Raw genomic sequence first — 20063 nt, 5'->3', positions numbered from 1 at the left:
CCGGCGACGGTCAGCGCGCGGCGGTCGGCCCTTCCCGGCAGATCAGCAGCAGCGCCCGGTCGTCGTTGACGTCCTTCGCCACCGCTTCGATCAGGTGCCAGGCGGCGCCGTGGAACCCGCCGGCGACATAGCGGTCGGCCTCGCCGGTGAGCCGGTCGATGCCCTCGACGATGTCCCGCTCGGCGGTCTCCACCAGACCGTCCGTGAAGAGCATCAGCACGTCACCGGGGCGCAGCGAGCCCTTGACCGGGTCGAACTGGGCCCCGTCGTACACCCCGAGGAGCGGCCCTTCGGCGGCCTTCTCCTCCCAGCGGCCGCTGCCCGCACTGAGCTGGAGACCCGGCGGGTGCCCGGCGGAGAAGAGTTCGTAGTCCCCGGAGTCCAGGTCGAGGACCAGGTGGATGGAGGTGGCGAACCCCTCGTCCCAGTCCTGGCGCAGGAGGTAGCCGTTGGCCGCGGGCAGGAAGGCGTGCGGCGGCAGCGAGCCGAGCAGACCACCGAACGCCCCCGACAGCAGCAGCGCACGCGATCCCGCGTCCATGCCCTTGCCGGACACGTCGGTGAGGACGACCTCCATGGTCCGGCCGCCGTTCGTACGGGCCGCCACCACGAAGTCCCCGGAGAACGACTGCCCGCCCGCCGGGCGCAGCGCCATCTCGCGGTGCCAGCCCGCCGGCAGGTTCGGCAGCTTGCTCTGGACGCGGATGCGTTCGCGCAGGTCGAAGAGCATCGTGCCGCCGCGCCGCCAGGGCACGCCGACCCGGCTGCGGAACTGCGCGATGAGCAGCCCGAAGAACCCGCAGGCCGCGACCACCAGCACCACGCCGGGCGTCACCCGGGACGGGCCCTGGGTGTACGGGCCGAGCTCGACCGACTCCACTATCAGCGCGGTGGCCGCGGCGGCGTACAGCCCGAGCAGGCTGGCCGGGCGCAGCACCAGTCCCCCGGCGACGATGGGCAGAACCAGGGCGGCCGGCGAGCACCACACGGAGTTGACCAGCGTCGTGGCGGCGATCAGCGGGATCGTCAGCAGCAGCCCGACCAGCGCGACCCAGTCCGAGCCGTCCCCGCGGAAGTAGTCGACGGCGGATCTACGCAGGGCGGTGCGGACCCGGTGCCACTGCTTGTTCCACCGGGCCGTGAACGTCTCGGCTTCCGCGCGCCGCTCTCGTCCTGCTGCCATTGTTCGGGACCCTATCCATCGGACCTGCTCCTTGGCACGGGAGGTCCCACTTGTCCCCCGTCCGAGGCTTCAACTTCACGAAGAAATTCACAGACCAACGCTCCCGGTAACCGGCCCGAAATTCCGTCGCCCGGACCGCATCCCCCTGGTAGGCATGGCCCATGACGACTGACGTGCGAGTGCTGCGGCAGACCGAGTGGAACGTCTGGTACGACAACCTGATCCGAGCGTTCGGGGGCGTACCGGAGTCGTCGGAGGAGCGCGAGATGTTCGACGCGCTCACAGACTACGACCGCTCCCTGGGTTTCTGGGACGGCGACCAGTGCGTGGGCACCGCGGGCGCGTTCGTCTTCCGGCTCACGGTCCCCGGCGGAGCCTCGGTGCCGACCGCGGGCGTCACGATGGTGAGCGTCGCCGCCACCCACCGGCGGCGCGGGGTACTGACCTCGATGATGCGCCGGCAGCTGGACGACATCCGCTCCTGGGGCGAACCGCTGGCCGCCCTGACCGCCTCGGAGCCGGAGATCTACGGGCGGTTCGGCTACGGCGTCGGGACCCTTCAGCTCAACGCCGAGATCGACACCGCGCGCGTGAAGCTGTCCGTACCGCCCGGCACCGATGACGTACGTCTGCGGTACGCCGCGCCGGCCGAGGTGCTGGACGCGTGCGAGGCCGTCTACGCGCGGGGGGTGCCGACCCGGCCGGGCATGCTGGCGCGGCAGCCGGGCTGGGAGCGGCTCGGGGTGCTCGACCCGGAGAGCGAGCGGCACGGTGCTTCGCCGCTGCAGTGTGTGGTGGCGGAGCGGGACGGCGAGGTGGTGGGCTACGCGCGCTACCGGATCACGCCCGGGTGGAGCCTGTCCGGGCACGACGCCACGATCTCCCTGGAGGACCTGGAGGGGCTCGACCCGGCGGTGCACGCCGCGCTGTGGCGGTTCCTGTTCGGCCTCGACCTGACGACCAAGGTGCGCACCCGGGGCCGTCCCGTGGACGAGGGATGGCAGCACCTGGTGTCCGACATCCGGCGCTGCAGTCTGCGGGTCGTGGACTCGCTGCACCTGCGCCTCGTCGAGGTCGGCGCGGCGCTGGAGGCGCGGACGTATCAGGCCCCGGTGGACGTGGTGTTCGAGGTCGAGGACGCCTTCTGCCCCTGGAACGAGGGGCGTTGGCGGCTGACCGGCGACGCGAAGGGCGCTGTGTGCGTCCGTACGGAGGAGGCGGCTGATCTCGCCCTGTCCGTACGGGAGTTGGCCTCGGTGTATCTCGGCGGTACGTCCCTGACGTCGCTCGCCGGGGCCGGGCTGGTGCGGGAGCTGCGGCAGGGTGCACTGGCGGAGGCGTCGGTGGGCTTCGGCTCGGCGGTGGCGCCCTGGCTGCCGCACGGGTTCTGATTCCGACGCGCGCGCGGCAGACCGGCGTCCGGCCGGCCGGCGTGCGACAGAACGGTGCGTGGCCGCCCGGCATGCGACAGACCGGTGCGTGGCCGCCCGGCGTGCGACAGACCGGTGTGTGGCCGGCCGTCTTGGGCGGTCAGGGCCGGCCCGGTCGATCACGGCGCAGATGTGCGTGCCACACCCCGCGACCTGCCACATGACCTGCCGGACAGGTCCTAACCGCGCACTGCCGCCAGGCACTCGTCGTACAGATCCATGATGTCGCCCTTGCCGTCGTTGCCGACCCACGTCATCGATGCGGCATCCAGGCATGCGAACGCCGTCGCGATCACCGCGCGGGCCCTGGGATCCGCGCTGCCGACAGCAGTGTCCATACGCGCCTCGACGAGGGGCAGCAGGTCCTCCTGGAACTGCAGCCGCTTTTCGAGCCAACCGGCGCGCAGCGACGGGGTGTTGTGCAGGAGACGGAACCGCTCCAGGGCCTGTTCGCGGCTGTCGTGCAGAGCCAGTACGGCGGCAACCCCTGCGCGCAGAGCCTCCCAGACACCGACTTCGGCAGGCTGTTCGCTGATCGTGTCCGTCAGGACCTGCCCGAACCGGCCCTGGTCGCCGCCGAGAAGGTCCTCCTTGGTGCCGAAGTAGCGGAAGAGGGTGCGCTGGGAGACTCCGGCCTCCCGGGCGATCTGGGCGATGGTCGTCTCGTCGTAGCCCTGCTCGGTGAACAGGCGCAGAGCCGTCCCGAGGATCTCCTCGGAGGCCAGTTGCCGTGTCCGGTCCCACAGCGTGGTCGGCGCGCCCGTCGCTGTCCTGGCTTCCTTCTTCATGCCACCAGGCTAACCCAGCACTGCCAGACTGGCACTCACATCATACTTGGCAGTCACTGCCAGCCAGGCGTACGCTGCCACAGGTGATCGTCGCAGCACGGGCCGACGCTCCACAGGCCGGCCCGCTCGCCGACGCGCCCCCTACCTCCCCAGAGCAAGCAAAGGAACGCACCATGTCTGCACCCGCAGCTTTGATCACCGGTGGAACCAGCGGCATCGGCAAGGCGACCGCCGAACTGCTCCACTCTCGCGGCTACCGCGTCATGGTCACCGGCGTCGGCAATGTCGCAGGCGCAGGCCTCCCCGAGGACGTCGTGGTCGTCCGGGCCGACGCACAGTCCCTGCCGGACATCGACCATGCGGTGGAGCAGGCACGCCGGCAATTCGGCTCCCTCGACCTGCTCTTCCTCAACGCGGGCGTCTCCCGTCCCGGCCCGATCGAGTCAACCGACGTGGCCGCCTTCGACGCCCTGTTCGACATCAACGTCAAGGGCAACTTCTTCACCCTGCAAAAGGCGCTCCCACTCCTCGGCGAGGGCGCCTCGGTCGTGTTCACCGTGGGTGCCGGGGAAGGGGTCGGAGCCGCCATGACAGCCGCCAAGGGCGCCCTGCTGCCCCTCATGCGGTCCCTCGCGCTCGAACTCGCCCCCCGCCGCATCCGCGTCAACGCCGTCAGCCCAGGACTGATCAACACCCCTGCGTACAGCAGGATGGGCGTCTCCCAGGAAATGATCGACTCCTGGGCTCGGGACGTCCCGCTCGGCCGCGTCGGCACTCCCGCCGACATCGCCGAAGCCGTGGCCTTCCTCGCCTCGGAGGCCGCCGGCTACATCACCGGCGACAACCTCACCGTCTCCGGAGGCATCGGTGTTCACGCCCGCGCCTGACGAACAGGTCAGCACGCGGCTCCGATCTCCGCGCCGGCGCAGAATCCGCTGCGTGAAACCATCCGGTCACGGCACTACCGGCGCTGGCAGTCCGGGCACCAGAAGAGGTTGCGGGCGGCGAGACCGGCGGTGCGGATCTCGCCGCCACAGATGTGGCAGGGCAGGGTGGCCCTGCGGTACACGTAGACCTCGCCGCCGTGGTCGTCGACGCGCGGCGGGCGGCCCATGGCCTCCGGGGTGTGCTCCGGGCGGACCGTGTCGATGCGGTTGTGGCGGACGCCCTCCCGCATCAGGGCCACGAGGTCGGCCCAGATCGCGTCCCACTCGGCGGGCGTGATGTCCTTGCCCGCCCGGTACGGGTCGATGCCGTGCCGGAAGAGGACCTCGGCGCGGTAGACGTTGCCGACACCCGCGATGATCTTCTGGTCCATCAGCAGGGCGGCGATCGTCGTACGGCTGCGGACGATTCGGTGGTACGCCGTTGCCGGGTCGGCGTCGGGGCGCAGCGGGTCGGGGCCCAGGCGGTCGTGTATCGCCCGCTTCTCGTCGTCCGTGATCAGGGCGCAGGTCGTGGGGCCGCGCAGATCGACGTACGCCGTGGTGTTCGCGAGGCGCAGGCGGACGGTGTCGGTGGGCGGGGGTGCGGGGGCGCCGCCGAAGTTGACCTTGCCGAAGAGGCCGAGGTGGATGTGGATCCAGTCCGCCGCACGGAAGCCCAGGAAGAGGTGCTTGCCGTGGGCGTCGGCGGTGGTCAGTTCCGTGCCGTCGAGGAGGGCCGCGGCGTCGGCGAACTTGCCCTGGGGGCTGCTGACCCGGGTCCGTTCGCCGCCGAAGCCGGCCTCGTAGTCCGCGGCCAGCCGGTGAATCGTGTGCCCCTCGGGCACGGTGTCCTCCTGCGGGTACTGTCCTGCGGCCGAGCGGGTCTCACCCCCTCCGCCCCTGCCCTTCCCGTACACGGGGCTCCGCCCCGAACCCCGCTCCTCAAACGCCGGAGGGGCTGATTCCTACGGCTGCGGGTGGTGGGCCGGGACCGGCGGCAGTTCGCGGGTGGTCTCGTACGCGGACAGCATGTCGATGCGCCGGATGTGGCGCTCGTCGCCGGAGAACGGGGTGTTCAGGAAGGTCTCGACGAACTTCGTCGCCTCGTCCTGGGAGTGCATACGGGCACCGACGGCCACCACGTTGGCGTCGTTGTGCTGACGCCCCAGCGACGCGGTCTCCTCGCTCCAGGCGAGGGCGGCACGCACCCCGGCGACCTTGTTCGCGGCGATCTGCTCTCCGTTGCCGGAGCCGCCGATCACGATGCCGAGCGTGCCCGCGTCCGCCGCCGTACGCTCCGCGGCGCGGAGGCAGAAGGGCGGGTAGTCGTCCTGGGCGTCGTAGATGAGCGGCCCGCAGTCGACGGGCTCGTGGCCCGCGGCCTTGAGCCACTCGACGAGGTGGTTCTTCAGTTCGAAACCGGCATGGTCGGAGCCGAGGTACACGCGCATGCCCCGAGTGTGTCACGGCTGTTTCGGATCGGCCTCGCCGGGTGCCGCCGCGGAAAACTGTGAGCAACGCTACAGAACCTCAAGCAAACCTCAAGTAACGATCCGGATTCAAAGGTTCACGAATTCATTCGCCTCCGATTCACTGGACCGGCTCGTACACCGCTCGTACGAGTCCCCGTACACCGCTCGTACGGGAATCCGCTCACCCGGCGCAAAGGAATTCCGTTCATGACCTCGCAGTCGACCCTGCCGAAGGCCGGAAACGGCCCCGGCGGCCCCGGCGAACCCGGAGGCGGCCTCCAGGCCGGACTCAAGAACCGCCACCTGTCGATGATCGCCATCGGTGGTGTCATCGGAGCCGGTCTCTTCGTCGGTTCCAGCTCCGGTATCGCCACCGCGGGCCCGGGCATCCTGCTGTCGTACGCCCTCGTCGGCACGCTCGTGGTGCTGGTGATGCGGATGCTCGGAGAGATGTCCGCGGCCAACCCGACCTCGGGCTCCTTCTCGGCGCACGCCGACCGTGCGCTCGGGCGCTGGGCCGGCTTCTCTATCGGCTGGCTGTACTGGTTCTTCTGGGTGGTGGTCCTGGCCGTGGAGGCCACCGCCGGCGCCAAGATCCTCGAAGGCTGGATGCCGGCCGTACCGCAGTGGGGCTGGGCACTGATCGTGATGATCGTGCTCACCGCCACCAACCTGGTCTCGGTCGGCTCGTACGGTGAGTTCGAGTTCTGGTTCGCCGGGATCAAGGTCGTGGCGATCGGCGCGTTCATCATCGTCGGCGGACTCGCCATCTTCGGTGTGCTGCCGGGCGTCGACGCCGAGAAGGCGGGCGTCGGCAATCTGAGCGACCACGGCGGATTCCTGCCGCACGGACCCGGCGCGATCCTCACCGGTGTGCTCCTGGTCGTCTTCTCCTTCATGGGCAGCGAGATCGCCACCCTCGCGGCCGGCGAGTCCGAGGACCCGCAGCGCGCGGTCACCAAGTCCACCAACAGCATCATCTGGCGGATCGGCGTCTTCTACCTCGGCTCGATCTTCGTGGTCGTGGCGCTGCTTCCGTGGAACGACCCGTCCATCAAGGACAAGGGCTCGTACGTCGCCGCCCTCGACTCCCTCGGTATCGCGCACGCCGGTCAGATCATGAACTTCATCGTGCTGACCTCGGTGCTGTCCTGCCTCAACTCCGGGCTGTACACCGCCTCCCGCATGGCCTTCTCGCTCGGTGAGCGCGGGGACGCGCCCCGGATGTTCGCGAAGACCACCTCGCGCGGTGTGCCGAGGACCGCGATCATCGTCTCGGTCGTGTTCGGCTTCGTCGCCGTCTTCTTCAACTACAAGTTCCCGGACACCATCTTCCTCTTCCTGGTCAACTCCTCCGGTGCGGTGGCCCTGTTCGTCTGGCTCGCCATCTGCTTCTCGCAGCTGCGGATGCGGAAGATCATCCAGCGTGAGGCGCCGGAGAAGCTCGTCGTCCGGATGTGGCTGTACCCCTATCTCACCTGGGCGACGGCCGCGCTGATCGTCTTCGTGCTCGGCTACATGCTGACGGACACGGAGCACGACGGACGGGAGACCGTCCTGCTGTCCCTGCTCGTCGCCGCCGTGGTGCTGGTCATCGCGGTGATCCGGCAGAAGCTCGGCGCGGGTACGCCGGTGCGTGGCGTGCCCGAACCGCGGGACGAGGCACCGGTGAAGACCGGCGCCTGAGGCTCCGCCTCTCGATGTGAAGGGCCCCGCGGTGTTCGCCGCGGGGCCCTTCTCTGTGTACCGCTTCTTTGTGTACGGGGTCTTCGCGTACGGCTTCCTGGGGCTCCTGGCGTTCAGCTTGGGCGCTCGCTCAGAGGACGGTGAAGCTGTTCTTGACCTGCTTGTAGGTCTTGAGAGCCCCGTCCGCCGTCTCCGGCTGGTACCAGGTGTTGATCTGGTACGACCTCCCGTCGGTGTCGAAGCCGAGCAACTGGGCGTGCCAGCTCACCCCTTGGAGGGTGAAGGTGTACTCCCAGACGACCGCGGGCCAGCCGCGGAAGGTCGTCTTCTCCAGCCGGATCTTCCGGTAGTCCTGCCCCCGGTGAGCGTTCAGTTCCGAGGTCCGCCAGGTCTCCATCAGGTCACCGCGGGCGATGGCGGACTTGGCGACGAGCTCCTCCCTGCCGTCCGGCGAGGTGTAGTGCACCTCGGCCCCTGTCTTCACATCACGCCGCCAGCCCTCGGGCGTCGCCCACGCGAACCCGCCGGCCTCCCGGTGCGCGCCCGGCGGCAGGCTGGGCGGGCGCGAGGTCCCGTCGACGGTGGGCGAGGTCGAGGGGGACGACGGGCTGCCGGTCGCGCTGCCGCCGCCGGACGAGGGGGACGGTGCGGACGACGCGGCAGTCGCGGCGGTCGCGCTGCTCGCACCGGTCTTGTCGTCGGAGGCTCCGCCGTTCGTCGCGATGAGGAGTCCGGCGACGGCTCCCGCGATGACCACACCGCCCGCGGCGACGAGTCCCCCGCGGCGCCGGCGGTGCCGCGAGGTGGACGGGGCGGCGGGGCCGGGCGGTTCAGCCGGGTGCCCGGTGAGCGGCGCGGGCACCGACGGCAGGCGGCTCACGGCCGCCGCCGCGTTGGGCACCTCCTCGGTGGGTGCCTGTTCGGTCGACGGCACCTTGGCGGACGCCTGGCGTCGTGGCTGCGTGCCGATCTCCGAGCGCACTTCCGAGGGGGTTTGGGAGGGCGCTTCGGAGGAGGCGTGGGCCGGTGCAACGGATGTCGTGCGTGGCACCGGTGTCGCATCCTGCACGGGGTCGGGCCGCGCGAAGACTTGCGTGGGGGAATCCGAAGGGGGCGGCGGCGATGACGGGGCCGACGCGGCCGGAGAAAGCGATGCGCCGGACGACGGCGGTTCCGGTGCGGACGGCTCCGATACCGGCGACTTCGCTACGGGCGGCTCCGATACCGGCGACTCCGATACGAACGGCTTCGATACGGGGGGATCGAGCACACGCCGTTCACCCACCGGCACTTCCGACACCGGCGACCCCGGAACGGACGGCCGCGGAACGGACGGCCGCGGGACAGGCGGCTCGGCGTCGGGCTGTCGCGGGGTGGCGGACTGCCGCGAAGTGGGCTGTCGCGGCAGGTCCGCGATCGGTGCGAGCGCCGCCTCCAGGTCCTCCAGGCCCGGGCGGGCGGCCGGCTCCTTCTCCAGGAGGGCGGCCAGGATGTCCGTCAACTCACCGGCCGAGGCGGGGAGTTCGGGCTCCTCGTAGAGGACGGCGTGCAGGGTCGCCAGGGTGGTCGAGCGGGAGAACGGCGAGTGGCCGCCGAGGGCCGCGCAGAGCGTCGCGCCCAGGGACCACACGTCCGACGGCGGGCCCTGCGGACGGCCGGACACCCGCTCGGGCGCCATGTAGTCGGGGGACCCGACGAGCATCCCGACCATGGTGAGCGCCTCCGCGTCCTGCATCGCGGCGATGCCGAAGTCGGTGAGCACGACCCGCTGACCGCGCCGCTCGACCAGGACGTTGCCCGGCTTGATGTCCCGGTGCAGCACACCCCCCGCGTGCACCTCACGCAGCGCCGCCACCAGTCCGAGTGCGAGCCGCGCCGCCTCACGGGGGCCGAGCGGGCCGTCCTCCACCACGATCTGTTCGAGGGAGCGGCCCGCGACCAGCTCCATGACGATCCACAGCCGCTCCCCCTCGTCCAGGACGTCGTAGATACGGACGACGTTGGGGTGGTCGATCCGGGCCGTGGCGCGGGCCTCGCGCAGCGTGCGCTCCCGGCGGGTGCGGGTGTCCTCCAGGTCGAGTCCGTCGATCCGCATTTCCTTGACGGCCACCAGCCGGTCGAGCATTTCGTCGACGGCTCGCCACACCCGCCCCATTCCCCCCTGGCCGATGCTCTCGACCAGCCGGTATCGACCCGTCACCAATAATCCCGGAACACCACCGTACGCATTCCCCGGCAATCCCCTGCACCCCCTCAACACCCGCCACAAACGTCTGTAACACCAGAACCACAATGGTCACACTTCAGGTCGTACCAGCATAGTGCGGAGAAATCTTGTGGTACCTCTTCAAGTACTGCGAATTCAGGCGCAGCCAAGGGGGACGAACATGAGTTCTCGTCGTACGACGACCATCGCAGGATCGCTGCTCACGGCATCTTTCTCGGCCGTGATGATCCTTTCCTGCACCGCCGTCGCGGATGACACGGGGCCAGGGAGCAGCAAGGGGGGAAAGGCCGTCGACGAGGCACCGGCAGGCGTGAAGCTGACCACGCAGCTGCCCGAGAAGATCTCGGTCGACAACAGCTCGCAGAAAACGGCAATTACCGCCACGGTAAAGAATGAAGGGACGAAGAAAAGCGGCGCGATCCGGCTATTGGTGGTCGGTTTCGACGGCTTGCAGGTCAAGAACGTCAAGGGCTGTTCCGCCCTTGCCTCCGCGGATCTTCCGGAGGGATCGAACAGTGGTTTCAGTTGCGCGGTCGGCACTCTTGCGGCCGGCAAGTCGAAGTCGTACGACGTGGACGCGACCTTCGATGTGAACAAATCCGGAAAGATCTGTCTGCCGGTCCAGGACAGCGCCGGGAAGAAGACGTTCTGGCAGCAGGGCCCGGTCCCGTTCGGTACGTCGAACCCGTCACCGAACGCGCCGGCCACCCCGCTGCTCCTCGGCACCGACAACAAGCCGGTGGCACCCGGCGGTGACGAGCTGCCGAAGACCGGCGTCGGAAGCGACGTCCTGCCGCTCGGCGCGGCCGGCGCGGCGCTCCTGTCGGCGGGGGCGGCGGGCCTGTGGTGGGTCCGCCGGCGCCCTCAGTAGCACTCGGCGCGCACCCGACCGCCACCCGGCACACACGGCCGGGGTGCCGAGCCAGGCACCCCGGCCGTCCGCTGCCTGCCCCGTGGAAAACCTGACGGCAACTGTCAGGTAATGCGGCCACGATGTGATCCATGAACACAGTGGACGGAACCGATCACACCGGCACCCCGCACCCCACGGGTGGGCTCGTCCTGCGGCCCGGTGACGCGGGGTACGAGGACGAACTCGCCGGATTCCAGACCGGGTTCACACAACGGCCCGCCGTGATCTTCGCCGCGGCCTCGGCCGAGGACGTGGTCGCGGCGGTGCGGTACGCGGCCGCGGAAGGGCTCCCCGTCGGCGTCCAGGCCACCGGGCACGGTCTGCCGGGCGACGCCGAGGGCGGCGTACTGATCACCACGCGGCGCATGGACGGGGTGCGGGTCGACGCGGAGGCCCGCACCGTCCGCGTCCAGGCGGGCGTCCGCTGGGGCCAGGTCGTCGCGGCGGCGGAGCCCTACGGGCTGGCGCCGCTGAACGGCTCGGCACCCGGCGTCGGCGCCGTCTCGTACACGCTGAGCGGTGGACTCGGCATCCTGGCCCGGGAGTTCGGCTACGCGGCCGACCATGTGCGGGCGCTGGACGTGGTCACGGCCGACGGGCGGCTGCGCCAGGTGACACCGGCGTCGGACCCCGATCTGTACTGGGCCCTGCTCGGCGGCGGTCACAACTTCGGCGTCGTCACGGAGCTGGAGATCGACCTGGTGCCCGTGGCCCGGCTGTACGGCGGCTCGCTCTCCTTCGACGCGGCCGAGGTCGACCCGGCGGCCGTCCTGCGGGCGTACGAGCGCTGGACGCGGACCGTGCCGTCCACGCTGACCTCGTCGTTCGCCGCGGTGCCCTACCCGGACATCCCGGCGGTTCCTCCGCGGCTGCGCGGACGGTACGTCGTCTCCGTACGGGTCGCCCACACCGGCGCCGAGGGCGAGCGGCTCGTCGCCCCGCTGCGGGAGGCCGGTCCGGTGCTCGCCGACTCGCTGCGCGAGATGCCGTACGCCGAGAGCCACACCATCCACAGCGATCCGGACTTCCCGCACACGTACTACGGGGACAGCGCGGTGCTGCGGGAGCTGGATGTCGAGGCGGTGGCCGGGCTGCTCGCCCTGACCGGTCCCGAGGCGCCCACGATGTGCGTCGTCCAGATCAACCATCTGGGCGGGGCGCTGGCCGAGGCCGCGCCGAACTCGGTGCCCTACCGCGAAGGACGTTTCCTGGTACGGCTGTTGACGATGGCCGACCGGGCGACGGCACGGGCCGGACTCGACCCCGCGTTCGCACTGCTGGCACCGTGGACGATCGGGCGCGCCCTCAACTTCGCGTTCGGCGCGGGCGATCGCACGGACGGGCTGTACGGGCCCGGAACGCGGACGAGGCTCGCCGGGCTGAAGTCGCGTTACGACCCGGCGAACCTCTTCCGCAGGAACTACAACGTCGCGGACGCCGACGGCTCATGAACCGCCGGCGCCCCGCACGTCAGCGCCTGACGAGCTTCCAGGCGGTGGGCAGCACGCCCATCGCCAGGGCGGCCTTCAGGGCGTCGCCGATCAGGAACGGGGTCAGACCCGCCGCGATCGCCGCGCTGAACGACATGTCGGCGGAGACGGCCAGGTACGGGACGCCGACCGCGTAGATGATCGCCTCGCCGAGCAGCATCGCGCCCGCCGTCCGCAGGACCGAGCGGTCGGCACCGCGGCGGGCGAGGGCGCCCACGACGGTGGCGGCGAGGAGCATGCCGAGGATGTAGCCGAAGGACACGGTGGCACCGGAGGCGCCGCCGGCGAACCACGGGACGCCGGCCAGGCCGAGCAGCGCGTACAGCGCGAGGGAGAACAGGCCGCGGCGCGCGCCGAGGGTCGTGCCGACGAGGAGGGCCGCGAAGGTCTGGCCGGTCACCGGCACCGGCGAGCCCGGGACCGGGACGGAGAGCTGGGCGGCGAGGCCCGTGAGCGCGGCTCCGCCCAGGACCAGCGCGATGTCCCTGACGCGGGAGGCGGGGAGGAGGTCGGCGAGGACCTCGCGGGGGTGGGCGGGGGCGGTTGCGGTGCTCATGGGGACTCCGGCGGGGCGCATGGTCGGGACATCGTGACGCTATCCCAGGGCACTTGGGGGATCACCGGCAGCGGTCCACAAAGTGGATCGCGTGGGGTTGGTGGCCTTCTGACAAAGGGAGGCGGGTACACCCTTGCGGGCGTGATGCTGGTCACTGAGGTCGGGTCGGTTTGTCCACGGTGGTGGGTGCGGCTCGACTGTGGGGTCCCACCAACTGTTCTCGCCCCCGCCGCCCCTACCCGTCACGTACCGGGGGCCGGCACCCGGACCCGCGCATCGCTCTGACGCGCTCGTCCTCAAACTCCGGACGGGCTGAAAATCTCTCCCGTGGGGCACAGTCTTCGAAGTCCGCCCGGGGCAAGAATCCAGCCCCTCCGGCGTTTGAGGAGCGGGGTCTGGGGCGGAGCCCCAGGTTGGGACGCCAGGGGCGAACCCACCCCTGGCCGGATCCGCCCGGCAGGGCCTACGCTTCGCGTCATGGTTGCTCAGGCTGAAGACTTCGCGTCGCGTCGCTATGTCGACCTGCGGCGCCAGGGCACGGCCACCTGTTGTCCTCCGGTGTGAGGCGGGGCGGAGCGGATCCGGCTCGCCGAGCAGACGAAGGCGCAGTGTCGGACCGACTCCGAGGAAGTCACCCATGCCCCGCTCCCTGGCACCATCCCCTCCACCCACCCGTCGGGCACCCGCGCCGGTACGGCGGGCCGTCGACAGCGACCGGCGCAGGACCAGCGCCAGTGTGATCCTGCGGTGCGTGCTGGAGCACGGGCCCGTGGCCCGCAGCACGGTCGCCCGGCTGACCGGCCTCTCCCCGGCGTCGGTGACGGACTACTGCGCCCGCTTCGCCGTGCTCGGCCTGATCCGGGAGGCTCCGGCGCCCCCGCGGTCGAAGGGGGTCGGGCGCCCGCACGTACCGGTCGACCTGGACGACTCCCGGTTCGTCGTCGGCGGGGTGCATGTGGCGGTGCCGTACACCACGGTGGCGCTGCTGGATCTGCGCGGCCGGGTGGTCGCCGAGCGGCGGCTGGCCCACTCCGGCACCGAGCCGGGGCGGGTGCTGGCGAACGCCGTCGACGGACTGAAGGCCCTGCTGGCGGACGCCCCCGGCGTCACCCCGCTGAGCGTGGGCGTGGCGACCGGCGGCTGGGTGGACCGGGACTCCGGGACCATCGTCGAGCATGCGCTGCTGGGCTGGCGTGACGTGGCCGTGCGGGAGGTGATCGAGGCGCGCACCGGGCTGCCGGTGCATGTGGACGGGCACGCGCGGGCGTTGGTGAACGGGGAGCGGCTGTTCGGACGGGCCCGGGGCAGCCGCAGCGTGCTGCATCTGTTCGTCGGCAACGTGGTGGACGCCGCCTTCGCCACCAACGACGAGGTCCACCACGGGCCCCGCTCCCAGGCCGGGGCGATCGCCCATCTGCCGCTCGCGGGCGGCACGGAGCGGTGCGACTGCGGCCGGACCGGCTGCCTGCAGGCCGAGTTGAGCGAACGGACGCTGTGCCGGCGGGCCCGCGAGGCGGGCGTCGTCGACACGGTGAACCCGATGCACGTACTCGCCGCGGCCACCGCCGGCGACCCGGACGCCGTACGGCTGCTGGTCGAGCGGGCCCGGCTGGTCGGCCGGGCGGCGGCGCTGCTGCTCGATGTGCTCAACCCGGACACGGTCGTCGTCACCGAGGTCGGCGTCATCCACCGCGAGGACTGCCTGGGCGCGCTGCGCGACGAGGTGGGGGCGGACCGGGCCGCGGCGGTCGTACCGACCAGTTTCCCGGACTCGGTGCTGGCCGTGGCGGGCGGTTCGGTGGCTCTCGACGAGTTCTACCGGGATCCCCTGGCGCCTCATCATGGCCCGGTCGACCACGTCGGCGGGCGGGAAGCGATCGCGTCACCGGGGACGAATTAATTCAGAAAATCCGAATGTTGACAGGGGTCGCGCCCGGCCAGCAGCATTCTCTGTATGAGCAGCGCGCAGGACTTTTCCCCGGTGATCCGGTTGCGGCAGGGCCGCGACCGGACGGCCGGTGTCGCGCTGTCGCCGTCGCGACAGGTTCCGCTGACCAAGTGCCGTGTCGTCGACCTGATGCGGGTCGCCCGCACCCTGTGTTGCTGACGCGCTGACCTGCTGACTCGTCGGCTCGCGAACGCGCCCTGCGTCGACGCGCGAGCTGCCGGGACGTGGACGCTCCGAAGCGCCGGTCGCCTCCCGACAGCGCTCGGCCGTGTCCCGGCGGTGTCCCGGAAAGGCCGGCCCTGTCGGCACTCCCCCGCGCCGCCGCCCTTCAGCACCCCATTCCCTTTTCGCATTCCGCCGCCGCGGACCGCGCTGACGCGCCTTCGGCGTGTGCCTTCTCCTGCGCGCACTTTTCCTTTCTGGATTCGCCCTGCCCGGAATTCCGCGCGTTTTCCTGCCTCTTGAACTCACGGAGTCCTCCCATGCCACCACTGCCCGCGTCCTCGTCCGTGTCCGGTGTCGACCGACGGCTGTTCCTGTCCTCCCTGCTCGGCGCGGCCGCCGCTGCCGCCGGGCTCAGCGGCTGCGCGGGCAGCAGTGCCGCCGAATCCGGCTCCAAGGGGTCGATAGCCGCCCCGCTGGCCGACAAGGTCCCGTCCGGTACGAAGCTCAAGGTCGCCTCGTACCAGGGCGTCCAGCAGCTGGAGTTCAAGCTCGCGGGCCTCACCGACCTGCCCTTCACCGTCTCCGACTGGGTGAACATCGGCGCCGGCCCCGACGTCATCAACGCCTTCCGCGCCAAGTCCCTGGACGTCGCCAACAACGCGGGCATCCCGCCGATCCAGGCGCACTACCAGGGCTACGACGCGAAGATCGTCGCCATCAACATCACCCGCAAGCCCAACTACCTCTTCGCCACCAAGCCCGGCAGCGACATCGAGGACGTCCAGGGCTTCAAGGGCAAGAAGCTCGCGTTCTCGCAGGGCCAGGCCCAGGGTGTGGTCCTGCTGCGGGCGCTGAAGAAGGCCGGGCTGAAGTACGACGAGGTGGATCTCGTCCCGCTGACCAGCAACCAGTTCCTCACCGCGCTCCAGGCGGGCCAGGTGGACATCGCACCGCTCGCCAACAGCCAGTCCCCGGCCTACCTCAAGCAGTACGGGGCCAAGGGCGCGCACACGATCACCACGGACGTCGTGGACCTCCTCAACCTGCTGTGGGCGCCCACCTCCGTACTGGCCGACTCCGCCAAGGCCGCCGCGGTCGCCGCGTACATCCCGCGCTGGGCGAAGGGCCAGGTGTGGGCGTACGAACACCCCGACGCCTGGAACGAGGAGTTCTACGTCAAGACCCAGAACCTCACCCTGGCCCAGGCCCGGTCGATCACGGAGCTCGCCAACAAGCCGCTGTTCCCGCCGAGTTGGGACGAGGCGGTCAAGTGGGAGCAGGAGACCGCCGACCTGCTGGCGGAGGGCGGCTTCGTGAAGGGGTTCAAGGTCGGCTCGCTCTTCGACCGGCGCTTCGAGGGCCTCGCGGCCAAGGCCGTCCCGGCCACGTATCGGAAGTGACGGCCATGACCACCACTACCACCGCCGCGATACCCGTACCCGCGGTCGAGCAGAGCGACGACCGGCCGCAGCGCGCCAGGCAACGCCGGGGTCTGGCGCCGGGCAAACGCCTGCCGGCCTCCCGGCTGATCGGGCCCGCGCTCTTCGTCGCCCTGTGGGCCGTCGCGTCCGCCGCCGGGCAACTGGACCCGGGCGCGATCCCGGCCCCCTGGACGGTCGTACGCACCACCGGTCAGCTGTGGACCGACGGCACGCTCCCCACCGACGTGCTCACGTCCCTGGAGCGCGCCGCGTACGGCTTCGCCCTCGGTCTGACCGCCGGCGTACTGCTGGCACTCGCGGCCGGGCTCAGCAGGGTCGGCGAGGCCCTGATCGACGGGACGGTGCAGCTCAACCGGGCGATCCCGACGCTCGGTCTGATCCCGCTGTTCATTCTCTGGCTCGGCATCGGCGAGACCTTCAAGATCGCGATCATCGCCATCGTCGTCTACATCCCGATCTACCTGAACCTGCACGCCGCGCTGTCCGGCATCGACCACCGGTACGTCGAACTCGCGGAGGTCCAGGGGCTGTCGAGGGTGCGGTTCGTCCGGGAGATCGTCATCCCCGGCGCGCTGCCCGGTTTCTTCGTCGGACTCCGGCTCGGGGTCACCGGCTCCTGGCTGTCCCTGGTGGTCCTGGAGCAGATCAACGCCACCAGCGGCCTCGGTTACATGATGTTCCAGGCCCAGAACTACGGCCGTACGGACATCATCCTCGTCGGCCTGTTGATCTACGGCGTCTTCGGCCTGGTCTCCGACAGCACGGTCCGTCTCATCGAACGGAAGGTGCTGTCATGGCGACGCACGCTGAGCAGCTGACCCCCCTGCGGCACGCCGTCCGACTCCGCGGGCTGACCCGCTCCTTCGACGGCCGCAAGGTCCTCGACGACATCGACCTCGACCTTCCGGCGGGCCAGTTCACCGCCCTGCTCGGGCACAGCGGCTCCGGCAAGAGCACGCTGCTGCGGGCCGTCGCGGGACTGGACCACAAGGTCGCCGGCAGCGGGAGTCTGGCCGCCCCCGAGCGGGTGTCCGTCGTCTTCCAGGACTCGCGGCTGCTGCCCTGGCGCCGCATCCTCGACAACGTCCTGCTCGGCGAGGAGGGCAAGGACGCCGACGCGCGCGGTCGCGCCGCCCTCGCCGAGGTGGGGCTCGCGGGGCGCGAGCGCGCCTGGCCCAACGAGCTGTCCGGCGGGGAGGCGCAGCGTGCCGCGCTGGCCCGCTCGCTGGTCCGTGAGCCCGAACTGCTGCTGGCCGACGAGCCGTTCGGCGCGCTGGACGCGCTCACCCGGATCCGGATGCACGTCCTGCTGCGTGAGCTCTGGGAGCGCCACCGGCCCTCCGTCCTCCTCGTCACCCACGACGTGGACGAGGCGATCGTGCTCGCCGACCGGGTCCTGGTGCTCGACCGGGGCCGGATCGGCCTCGACCTGACCATCGAACCCCCGCATCCCCGCTCGTATCGCGACCCACTGCTCGGCGAGTACCGCGAGCGTCTGCTCGCCGCACTGGGCGTCACGGAGGACCACAAGTGACCACGCCACGCCAACTGCACCTCAACGCCTTCCTGATGAACACCGGGCACCACGAGGCCTCCTGGCGGCTGCCCGAGAGCGACCCCTACGCGAGCGTCGACCTGGCGCACTACGTCAACCTCGCCCGCATCGCCGAACGCGGCACCTTCGACTCGCTCTTCCTCGCCGACGGCCCGGTCCTCTTCAACAGCGTCGGCCAGCGCCCCTCCGGCACCCTCGAACCCATCACCCTGCTCACCGCGCTGGCCACGGCCACCGAGCACATCGGCCTGATCGCCACCGCCTCCACCTCCTACAACTCCCCCTACAACCTGGCCCGCAGGTTCGCCTCCCTGGACCACATCAGCGGTGGCCGCGCGGGCTGGAACATCGTCACCACCGCCGGCGCCGAGGCCGCCCGCAACTTCGGCCTCGACGACGAACCCGCCCACGCCACCCGCTACCTACGCGCCGCCGAGTTCCTGGACGTGGCGCTCAAGCTCTGGGACAGCTGGGAGGACGACCTGATCGTCGCGGACAAGGCGGCGGGGGTCTGGGGCGACGAGCGCAGGCTGCATCCGCCGCGCCACCGGGGGACGTACTTCCAGGTGGAGGGCGCGCTCAACGTGCCCCGGACGCCGCAGGGTTACCCGCTCCTGGTGCAGGCCGGCTCGTCGGAGGACGGCAAGCGGTTCGCGGCCCGGTACGCGGAGGCGGTCTTCACCGCCCAGCAGACCCTGGCAGACGCCCAGGCGTTCTACGCCGACCTCAAGTCCCGTACGAGCGCGGCCGGCCGTGATCCCGGCCATCTCAAGGTCCTCCCCGGCATCGTCCCGGTGATCGGCTCCACCGAGGCCGAGGCCCGGCGTCACGAGGCCGTCCTGGAGGACCACATCGTCTACGAGCACGGGCTGCGCCGGCTGGCGCACCTGCTGCACCTGGAGCCCGGCGCTCTCGGCCTGGATGCCCAACTGCCTGCCGATCTGCCGCCGGAGAGCGCCATCGAGGGGGCCAAGAGCCGCTACACGCTGGTCGTGGAGCTCGCCCGGCGCGAGCGGCTCACCGTCCGCGAACTCATCGGCCGGCTCGGCGGCGGACGCGGCCATCTCACCTTCACCGGCACGCCCGAGCAGGTCGCCGACGCGATCGAGGAGTGGTTCCGGGGCGGTGCCGCCGACGGCTTCAACATCATGCCCGCCCTGCTGCCGTCCGGCCTCGAACTCTTCGTCGACCAGGTCGTGCCGATCCTGCGCGACCGCGGCCTGCTGCGCACGGAGTACGGCCCCCGGCAGACCCTGCGGGAGCGCTACGGCCTTCCGCGCCCCGCCAACCAGTACTCCGCCGAGTTCCCGGCCCGTCTCGAACAGGGGGGACCCGCGTCCCCCGCACTCGCCACCCGCTGAAAGGACCGCCTCCCATGACCGATATCGAGATCAGCAAGGTCACCGCCCACATAGGGGCCCAGGTGTCCGGCGTCGACATCGCCAAGCCCCTGGACGACGTGACCGTCGCCGCGCTGCGCGACGCCCTCAACCAGCACAAGGCGCTCGTCTTCGACGACGTCGATCTGGACGACGAGGGGCAGCAGAACTTCGCCCGCCACTTCGGCGACCTCACCACCGCCCATCCCACCGTGCCCGCCGTCGACGGCGCCCCGAACGTGCTCCCCGTGGACAGCGAGCGCGGCCGCGCCAACCACTGGCACACCGACGTCACCTTCGTCCTCAACCCGCCGCAGGCCAGCACCCTGCGCAGCCTCGTCGTCCCGCCGTACGGCGGCGAGACGCTGATCGCCAACTCGGCGGCCGCCTACCGCGATCTGCCCGACCCGCTGCGGCTGCTGGCCGACACCCTGTGGGCCGAGCACACCAACGACTACGACTACGCGGTGCCGGACGAGGAGATCGACGCGGAGAAGGCGGAGCAGCGCGCCCAGTTCACGTCCATCCAGTACCGCACCGCCCATCCGGTCGTCCGGGTCCACCCGCTGACCGGTGAGCGCGGGCTGTTCATCGGCGGCTTCGCCCAGCGGATCGTGGGCCTCTCGGTGGGCGAGTCCCGCAAGATCCTCGACCTGCTCCAGGCGTATGTCACCCGGCCGGAGAACATCCTGCGCTGGCGCTGGTCCCCCAACCAGCTCGTCCTGTTCGACAACCGGATCACCCAGCACTACGCCATCGACAACTACGACGGGCTGCCGCGCCGCCTGCACCGGGTGACGGTCGCCGGTGACGTGCCGGTGGGCATCGCGGGCAAGGAGAGCTACGCGATCGCGGGTGACGCCTCGCACTACACGTCGGTCGCGGCCTGATCCTCGGCCGCGG

The 20063-nt window shown here is 70.9% G+C and carries 18 protein-coding genes; 12 read left to right on the top strand and 6 right to left on the bottom strand.

Annotation, left to right across the window (positions count from 1 at the left end):
• Positions 1-10 precede the first annotated feature (10 nt).
• Positions 11-1183, bottom strand: a complete 1173-nt coding sequence (locus ACFWM2_RS25565; RefSeq protein ID WP_383284238.1) for a PP2C family protein-serine/threonine phosphatase — start codon at positions 1181-1183, stop codon at positions 11-13.
• Positions 1184-1344: 161 nt separating this feature from the next.
• Between ACFWM2_RS25565 and ACFWM2_RS25560 the strand changes: the two genes are divergently transcribed.
• Positions 1345-2574: a GNAT family N-acetyltransferase gene (locus ACFWM2_RS25560; protein WP_383284235.1), complete on the top strand. Its 1230-nt coding sequence runs from the start codon at positions 1345-1347 to the stop codon at positions 2572-2574.
• Positions 2575-2792: 218 nt separating this feature from the next.
• Here ACFWM2_RS25560 and ACFWM2_RS25555 read toward each other — a convergent pair whose 3' ends face one another.
• Complete coding sequence (locus tag ACFWM2_RS25555) at positions 2793-3401, bottom strand: TetR/AcrR family transcriptional regulator (RefSeq protein WP_383284232.1); 609 nt, start codon at positions 3399-3401, stop codon at positions 2793-2795.
• Between the two features lie 173 nt (positions 3402-3574).
• Between ACFWM2_RS25555 and ACFWM2_RS25550 the strand changes: the two genes are divergently transcribed.
• Entirely contained in the window at positions 3575-4288 is a 714-nt protein-coding gene (locus tag ACFWM2_RS25550; RefSeq protein WP_383284229.1) for an SDR family NAD(P)-dependent oxidoreductase, read from the top strand.
• 74 nt (positions 4289-4362) lie between these two features.
• Here ACFWM2_RS25550 and ACFWM2_RS25545 read toward each other — a convergent pair whose 3' ends face one another.
• Together ACFWM2_RS25545 and ACFWM2_RS25540 are read right to left on the bottom strand one after the other, a co-directional pair.
• Positions 4363-5172, bottom strand: coding sequence for an Fpg/Nei family DNA glycosylase (locus tag ACFWM2_RS25545; protein ID WP_383284226.1), 810 nt, complete (start codon positions 5170-5172; stop codon positions 4363-4365).
• Positions 5173-5292: 120 nt separating this feature from the next.
• Positions 5293-5778, bottom strand: a complete 486-nt coding sequence (locus tag ACFWM2_RS25540) for a ribose-5-phosphate isomerase (protein ID WP_383284223.1) — start codon at positions 5776-5778, stop codon at positions 5293-5295.
• A gap of 228 nt (positions 5779-6006) precedes the next feature.
• On the opposite strand from ACFWM2_RS25540, the gene ACFWM2_RS25535 reads away from it, so the two are divergent.
• The gene (locus ACFWM2_RS25535) at positions 6007-7485 is read left to right on the top strand and encodes an amino acid permease (RefSeq protein ID WP_383284221.1); all 1479 of its coding nucleotides are present in this window, start codon (positions 6007-6009) and stop codon (positions 7483-7485) included.
• 130 nt (positions 7486-7615) lie between these two features.
• On the opposite strand, the gene ACFWM2_RS25530 is transcribed toward ACFWM2_RS25535, so the two are convergent.
• Positions 7616-9640 (bottom strand): protein kinase, encoded by a 2025-nt coding sequence (locus ACFWM2_RS25530; RefSeq protein WP_383284599.1) that lies wholly within the window; start codon positions 9638-9640, stop codon positions 7616-7618.
• Positions 9641-9872: 232 nt separating this feature from the next.
• Here ACFWM2_RS25530 and ACFWM2_RS25525 point away from each other — a divergent pair, with 232 nt between their 5' ends.
• Both ACFWM2_RS25525 and ACFWM2_RS25520 read left to right on the top strand, forming a co-directional pair.
• Positions 9873-10583 carry an LPXTG cell wall anchor domain-containing protein gene (locus ACFWM2_RS25525; protein ID WP_383284596.1) on the top strand — a complete coding sequence of 237 codons (711 nt, stop codon included), beginning with the start codon at positions 9873-9875 and terminating at the stop codon, positions 10581-10583.
• Positions 10584-10714: 131 nt separating this feature from the next.
• Positions 10715-12076 carry an FAD-binding oxidoreductase gene (locus ACFWM2_RS25520; RefSeq protein ID WP_383284218.1) on the top strand — a complete coding sequence of 454 codons (1362 nt, stop codon included), beginning with the start codon at positions 10715-10717 and terminating at the stop codon, positions 12074-12076.
• A 19-nt stretch (positions 12077-12095) separates the two neighbouring features.
• Here ACFWM2_RS25520 and ACFWM2_RS25515 read toward each other — a convergent pair whose 3' ends face one another.
• A complete protein-coding gene (locus tag ACFWM2_RS25515) occupies positions 12096-12671 on the bottom strand; it encodes a biotin transporter BioY (protein WP_383284215.1) in 576 nt (191 codons plus the stop codon).
• 637 nt (positions 12672-13308) lie between these two features.
• Between ACFWM2_RS25515 and ACFWM2_RS25510 the strand changes: the two genes are divergently transcribed.
• The 7 genes from ACFWM2_RS25510 (at position 13309) to ACFWM2_RS25480 (ending at position 20050) form a co-directional block, all read left to right on the top strand.
• Entirely contained in the window at positions 13309-14571 is a 1263-nt protein-coding gene (locus ACFWM2_RS25510) for an ROK family protein (protein WP_383284212.1), read from the top strand.
• 54 nt (positions 14572-14625) lie between these two features.
• Positions 14626-14778 (top strand): hypothetical protein, encoded by a 153-nt coding sequence (locus ACFWM2_RS25505; RefSeq protein ID WP_383284210.1) that lies wholly within the window; start codon positions 14626-14628, stop codon positions 14776-14778.
• 323 nt (positions 14779-15101) lie between these two features.
• A complete protein-coding gene (locus ACFWM2_RS25500) occupies positions 15102-16184 on the top strand; it encodes an ABC transporter substrate-binding protein (protein ID WP_383284207.1) in 1083 nt (360 codons plus the stop codon).
• Positions 16185-16189: 5 nt separating this feature from the next.
• A complete protein-coding gene (locus ACFWM2_RS25495) occupies positions 16190-17044 on the top strand; it encodes an ABC transporter permease (protein WP_383284204.1) in 855 nt (284 codons plus the stop codon).
• On the top strand, positions 17020-17760 hold the full coding sequence (locus ACFWM2_RS25490) for an ABC transporter ATP-binding protein (protein WP_383284202.1): 741 nt from the start codon (positions 17020-17022) through the stop codon (positions 17758-17760). Before ACFWM2_RS25495 ends, ACFWM2_RS25490 begins: the two co-directional genes overlap by 25 nt.
• Positions 17757-19142 carry an LLM class flavin-dependent oxidoreductase gene (locus tag ACFWM2_RS25485; RefSeq protein ID WP_383284200.1) on the top strand — a complete coding sequence of 462 codons (1386 nt, stop codon included), beginning with the start codon at positions 17757-17759 and terminating at the stop codon, positions 19140-19142. Before ACFWM2_RS25490 ends, ACFWM2_RS25485 begins: the two co-directional genes overlap by 4 nt.
• Positions 19143-19156: 14 nt before the next feature.
• A complete protein-coding gene (locus ACFWM2_RS25480) occupies positions 19157-20050 on the top strand; it encodes a TauD/TfdA dioxygenase family protein (protein WP_383284197.1) in 894 nt (297 codons plus the stop codon).
• Positions 20051-20063: the final 13 nt, after the last annotated feature.

Origin of the sequence: Streptomyces sp. NPDC058371 (assembly GCF_042723265.1) — a bacterium.
GTDB lineage: Bacteria > Actinomycetota > Actinomycetes > Streptomycetales > Streptomycetaceae > Streptomyces.
Note: the sequence above shows the minus strand (reverse complement) of the source record. Positions and strands in the feature narration are given on the sequence as shown.

Bases quoted from the DNA above. Each gene is read 5' to 3' on its own strand.
- ACFWM2_RS25515 (WP_383284215.1), bottom strand. From the start codon at position 12,671: ATGAGCACCGCAACCGCCCCCGCCCACCCCCGCGAGGTCCTCGCCGAC.
- ACFWM2_RS25530 (WP_383284599.1), bottom strand. From the start codon at position 9,640: ATGGGGCGGGTGTGGCGAGCCGTCGACGAAATGCTCGACCGGCTGGTG.
- ACFWM2_RS25550 (WP_383284229.1), top strand. From the start codon at position 3,575: ATGTCTGCACCCGCAGCTTTGATCACCGGTGGAACCAGCGGCATCGGC.
- ACFWM2_RS25535 (WP_383284221.1), top strand. From the start codon at position 6,007: ATGACCTCGCAGTCGACCCTGCCGAAGGCCGGAAACGGCCCCGGCGGC.
- ACFWM2_RS25490 (WP_383284202.1), top strand. From the start codon at position 17,020: ATGGCGACGCACGCTGAGCAGCTGACCCCCCTGCGGCACGCCGTCCGA.
- ACFWM2_RS25495 (WP_383284204.1), top strand. From the start codon at position 16,190: ATGACCACCACTACCACCGCCGCGATACCCGTACCCGCGGTCGAGCAG.
- ACFWM2_RS25480 (WP_383284197.1), top strand. From the start codon at position 19,157: ATGACCGATATCGAGATCAGCAAGGTCACCGCCCACATAGGGGCCCAG.
- ACFWM2_RS25500 (WP_383284207.1), top strand. From the start codon at position 15,102: ATGCCACCACTGCCCGCGTCCTCGTCCGTGTCCGGTGTCGACCGACGG.
- ACFWM2_RS25540 (WP_383284223.1), bottom strand. From the start codon at position 5,778: ATGCGCGTGTACCTCGGCTCCGACCATGCCGGTTTCGAACTGAAGAAC.
- ACFWM2_RS25505 (WP_383284210.1), top strand. From the start codon at position 14,626: ATGAGCAGCGCGCAGGACTTTTCCCCGGTGATCCGGTTGCGGCAGGGC.
- ACFWM2_RS25555 (WP_383284232.1), bottom strand. From the start codon at position 3,401: ATGAAGAAGGAAGCCAGGACAGCGACGGGCGCGCCGACCACGCTGTGG.
- ACFWM2_RS25520 (WP_383284218.1), top strand. From the start codon at position 10,715: ATGAACACAGTGGACGGAACCGATCACACCGGCACCCCGCACCCCACG.
- ACFWM2_RS25510 (WP_383284212.1), top strand. From the start codon at position 13,309: ATGCCCCGCTCCCTGGCACCATCCCCTCCACCCACCCGTCGGGCACCC.
- ACFWM2_RS25565 (WP_383284238.1), bottom strand. From the start codon at position 1,183: ATGGCAGCAGGACGAGAGCGGCGCGCGGAAGCCGAGACGTTCACGGCC.
- ACFWM2_RS25560 (WP_383284235.1), top strand. From the start codon at position 1,345: ATGACGACTGACGTGCGAGTGCTGCGGCAGACCGAGTGGAACGTCTGG.
- ACFWM2_RS25525 (WP_383284596.1), top strand. From the start codon at position 9,873: ATGAGTTCTCGTCGTACGACGACCATCGCAGGATCGCTGCTCACGGCA.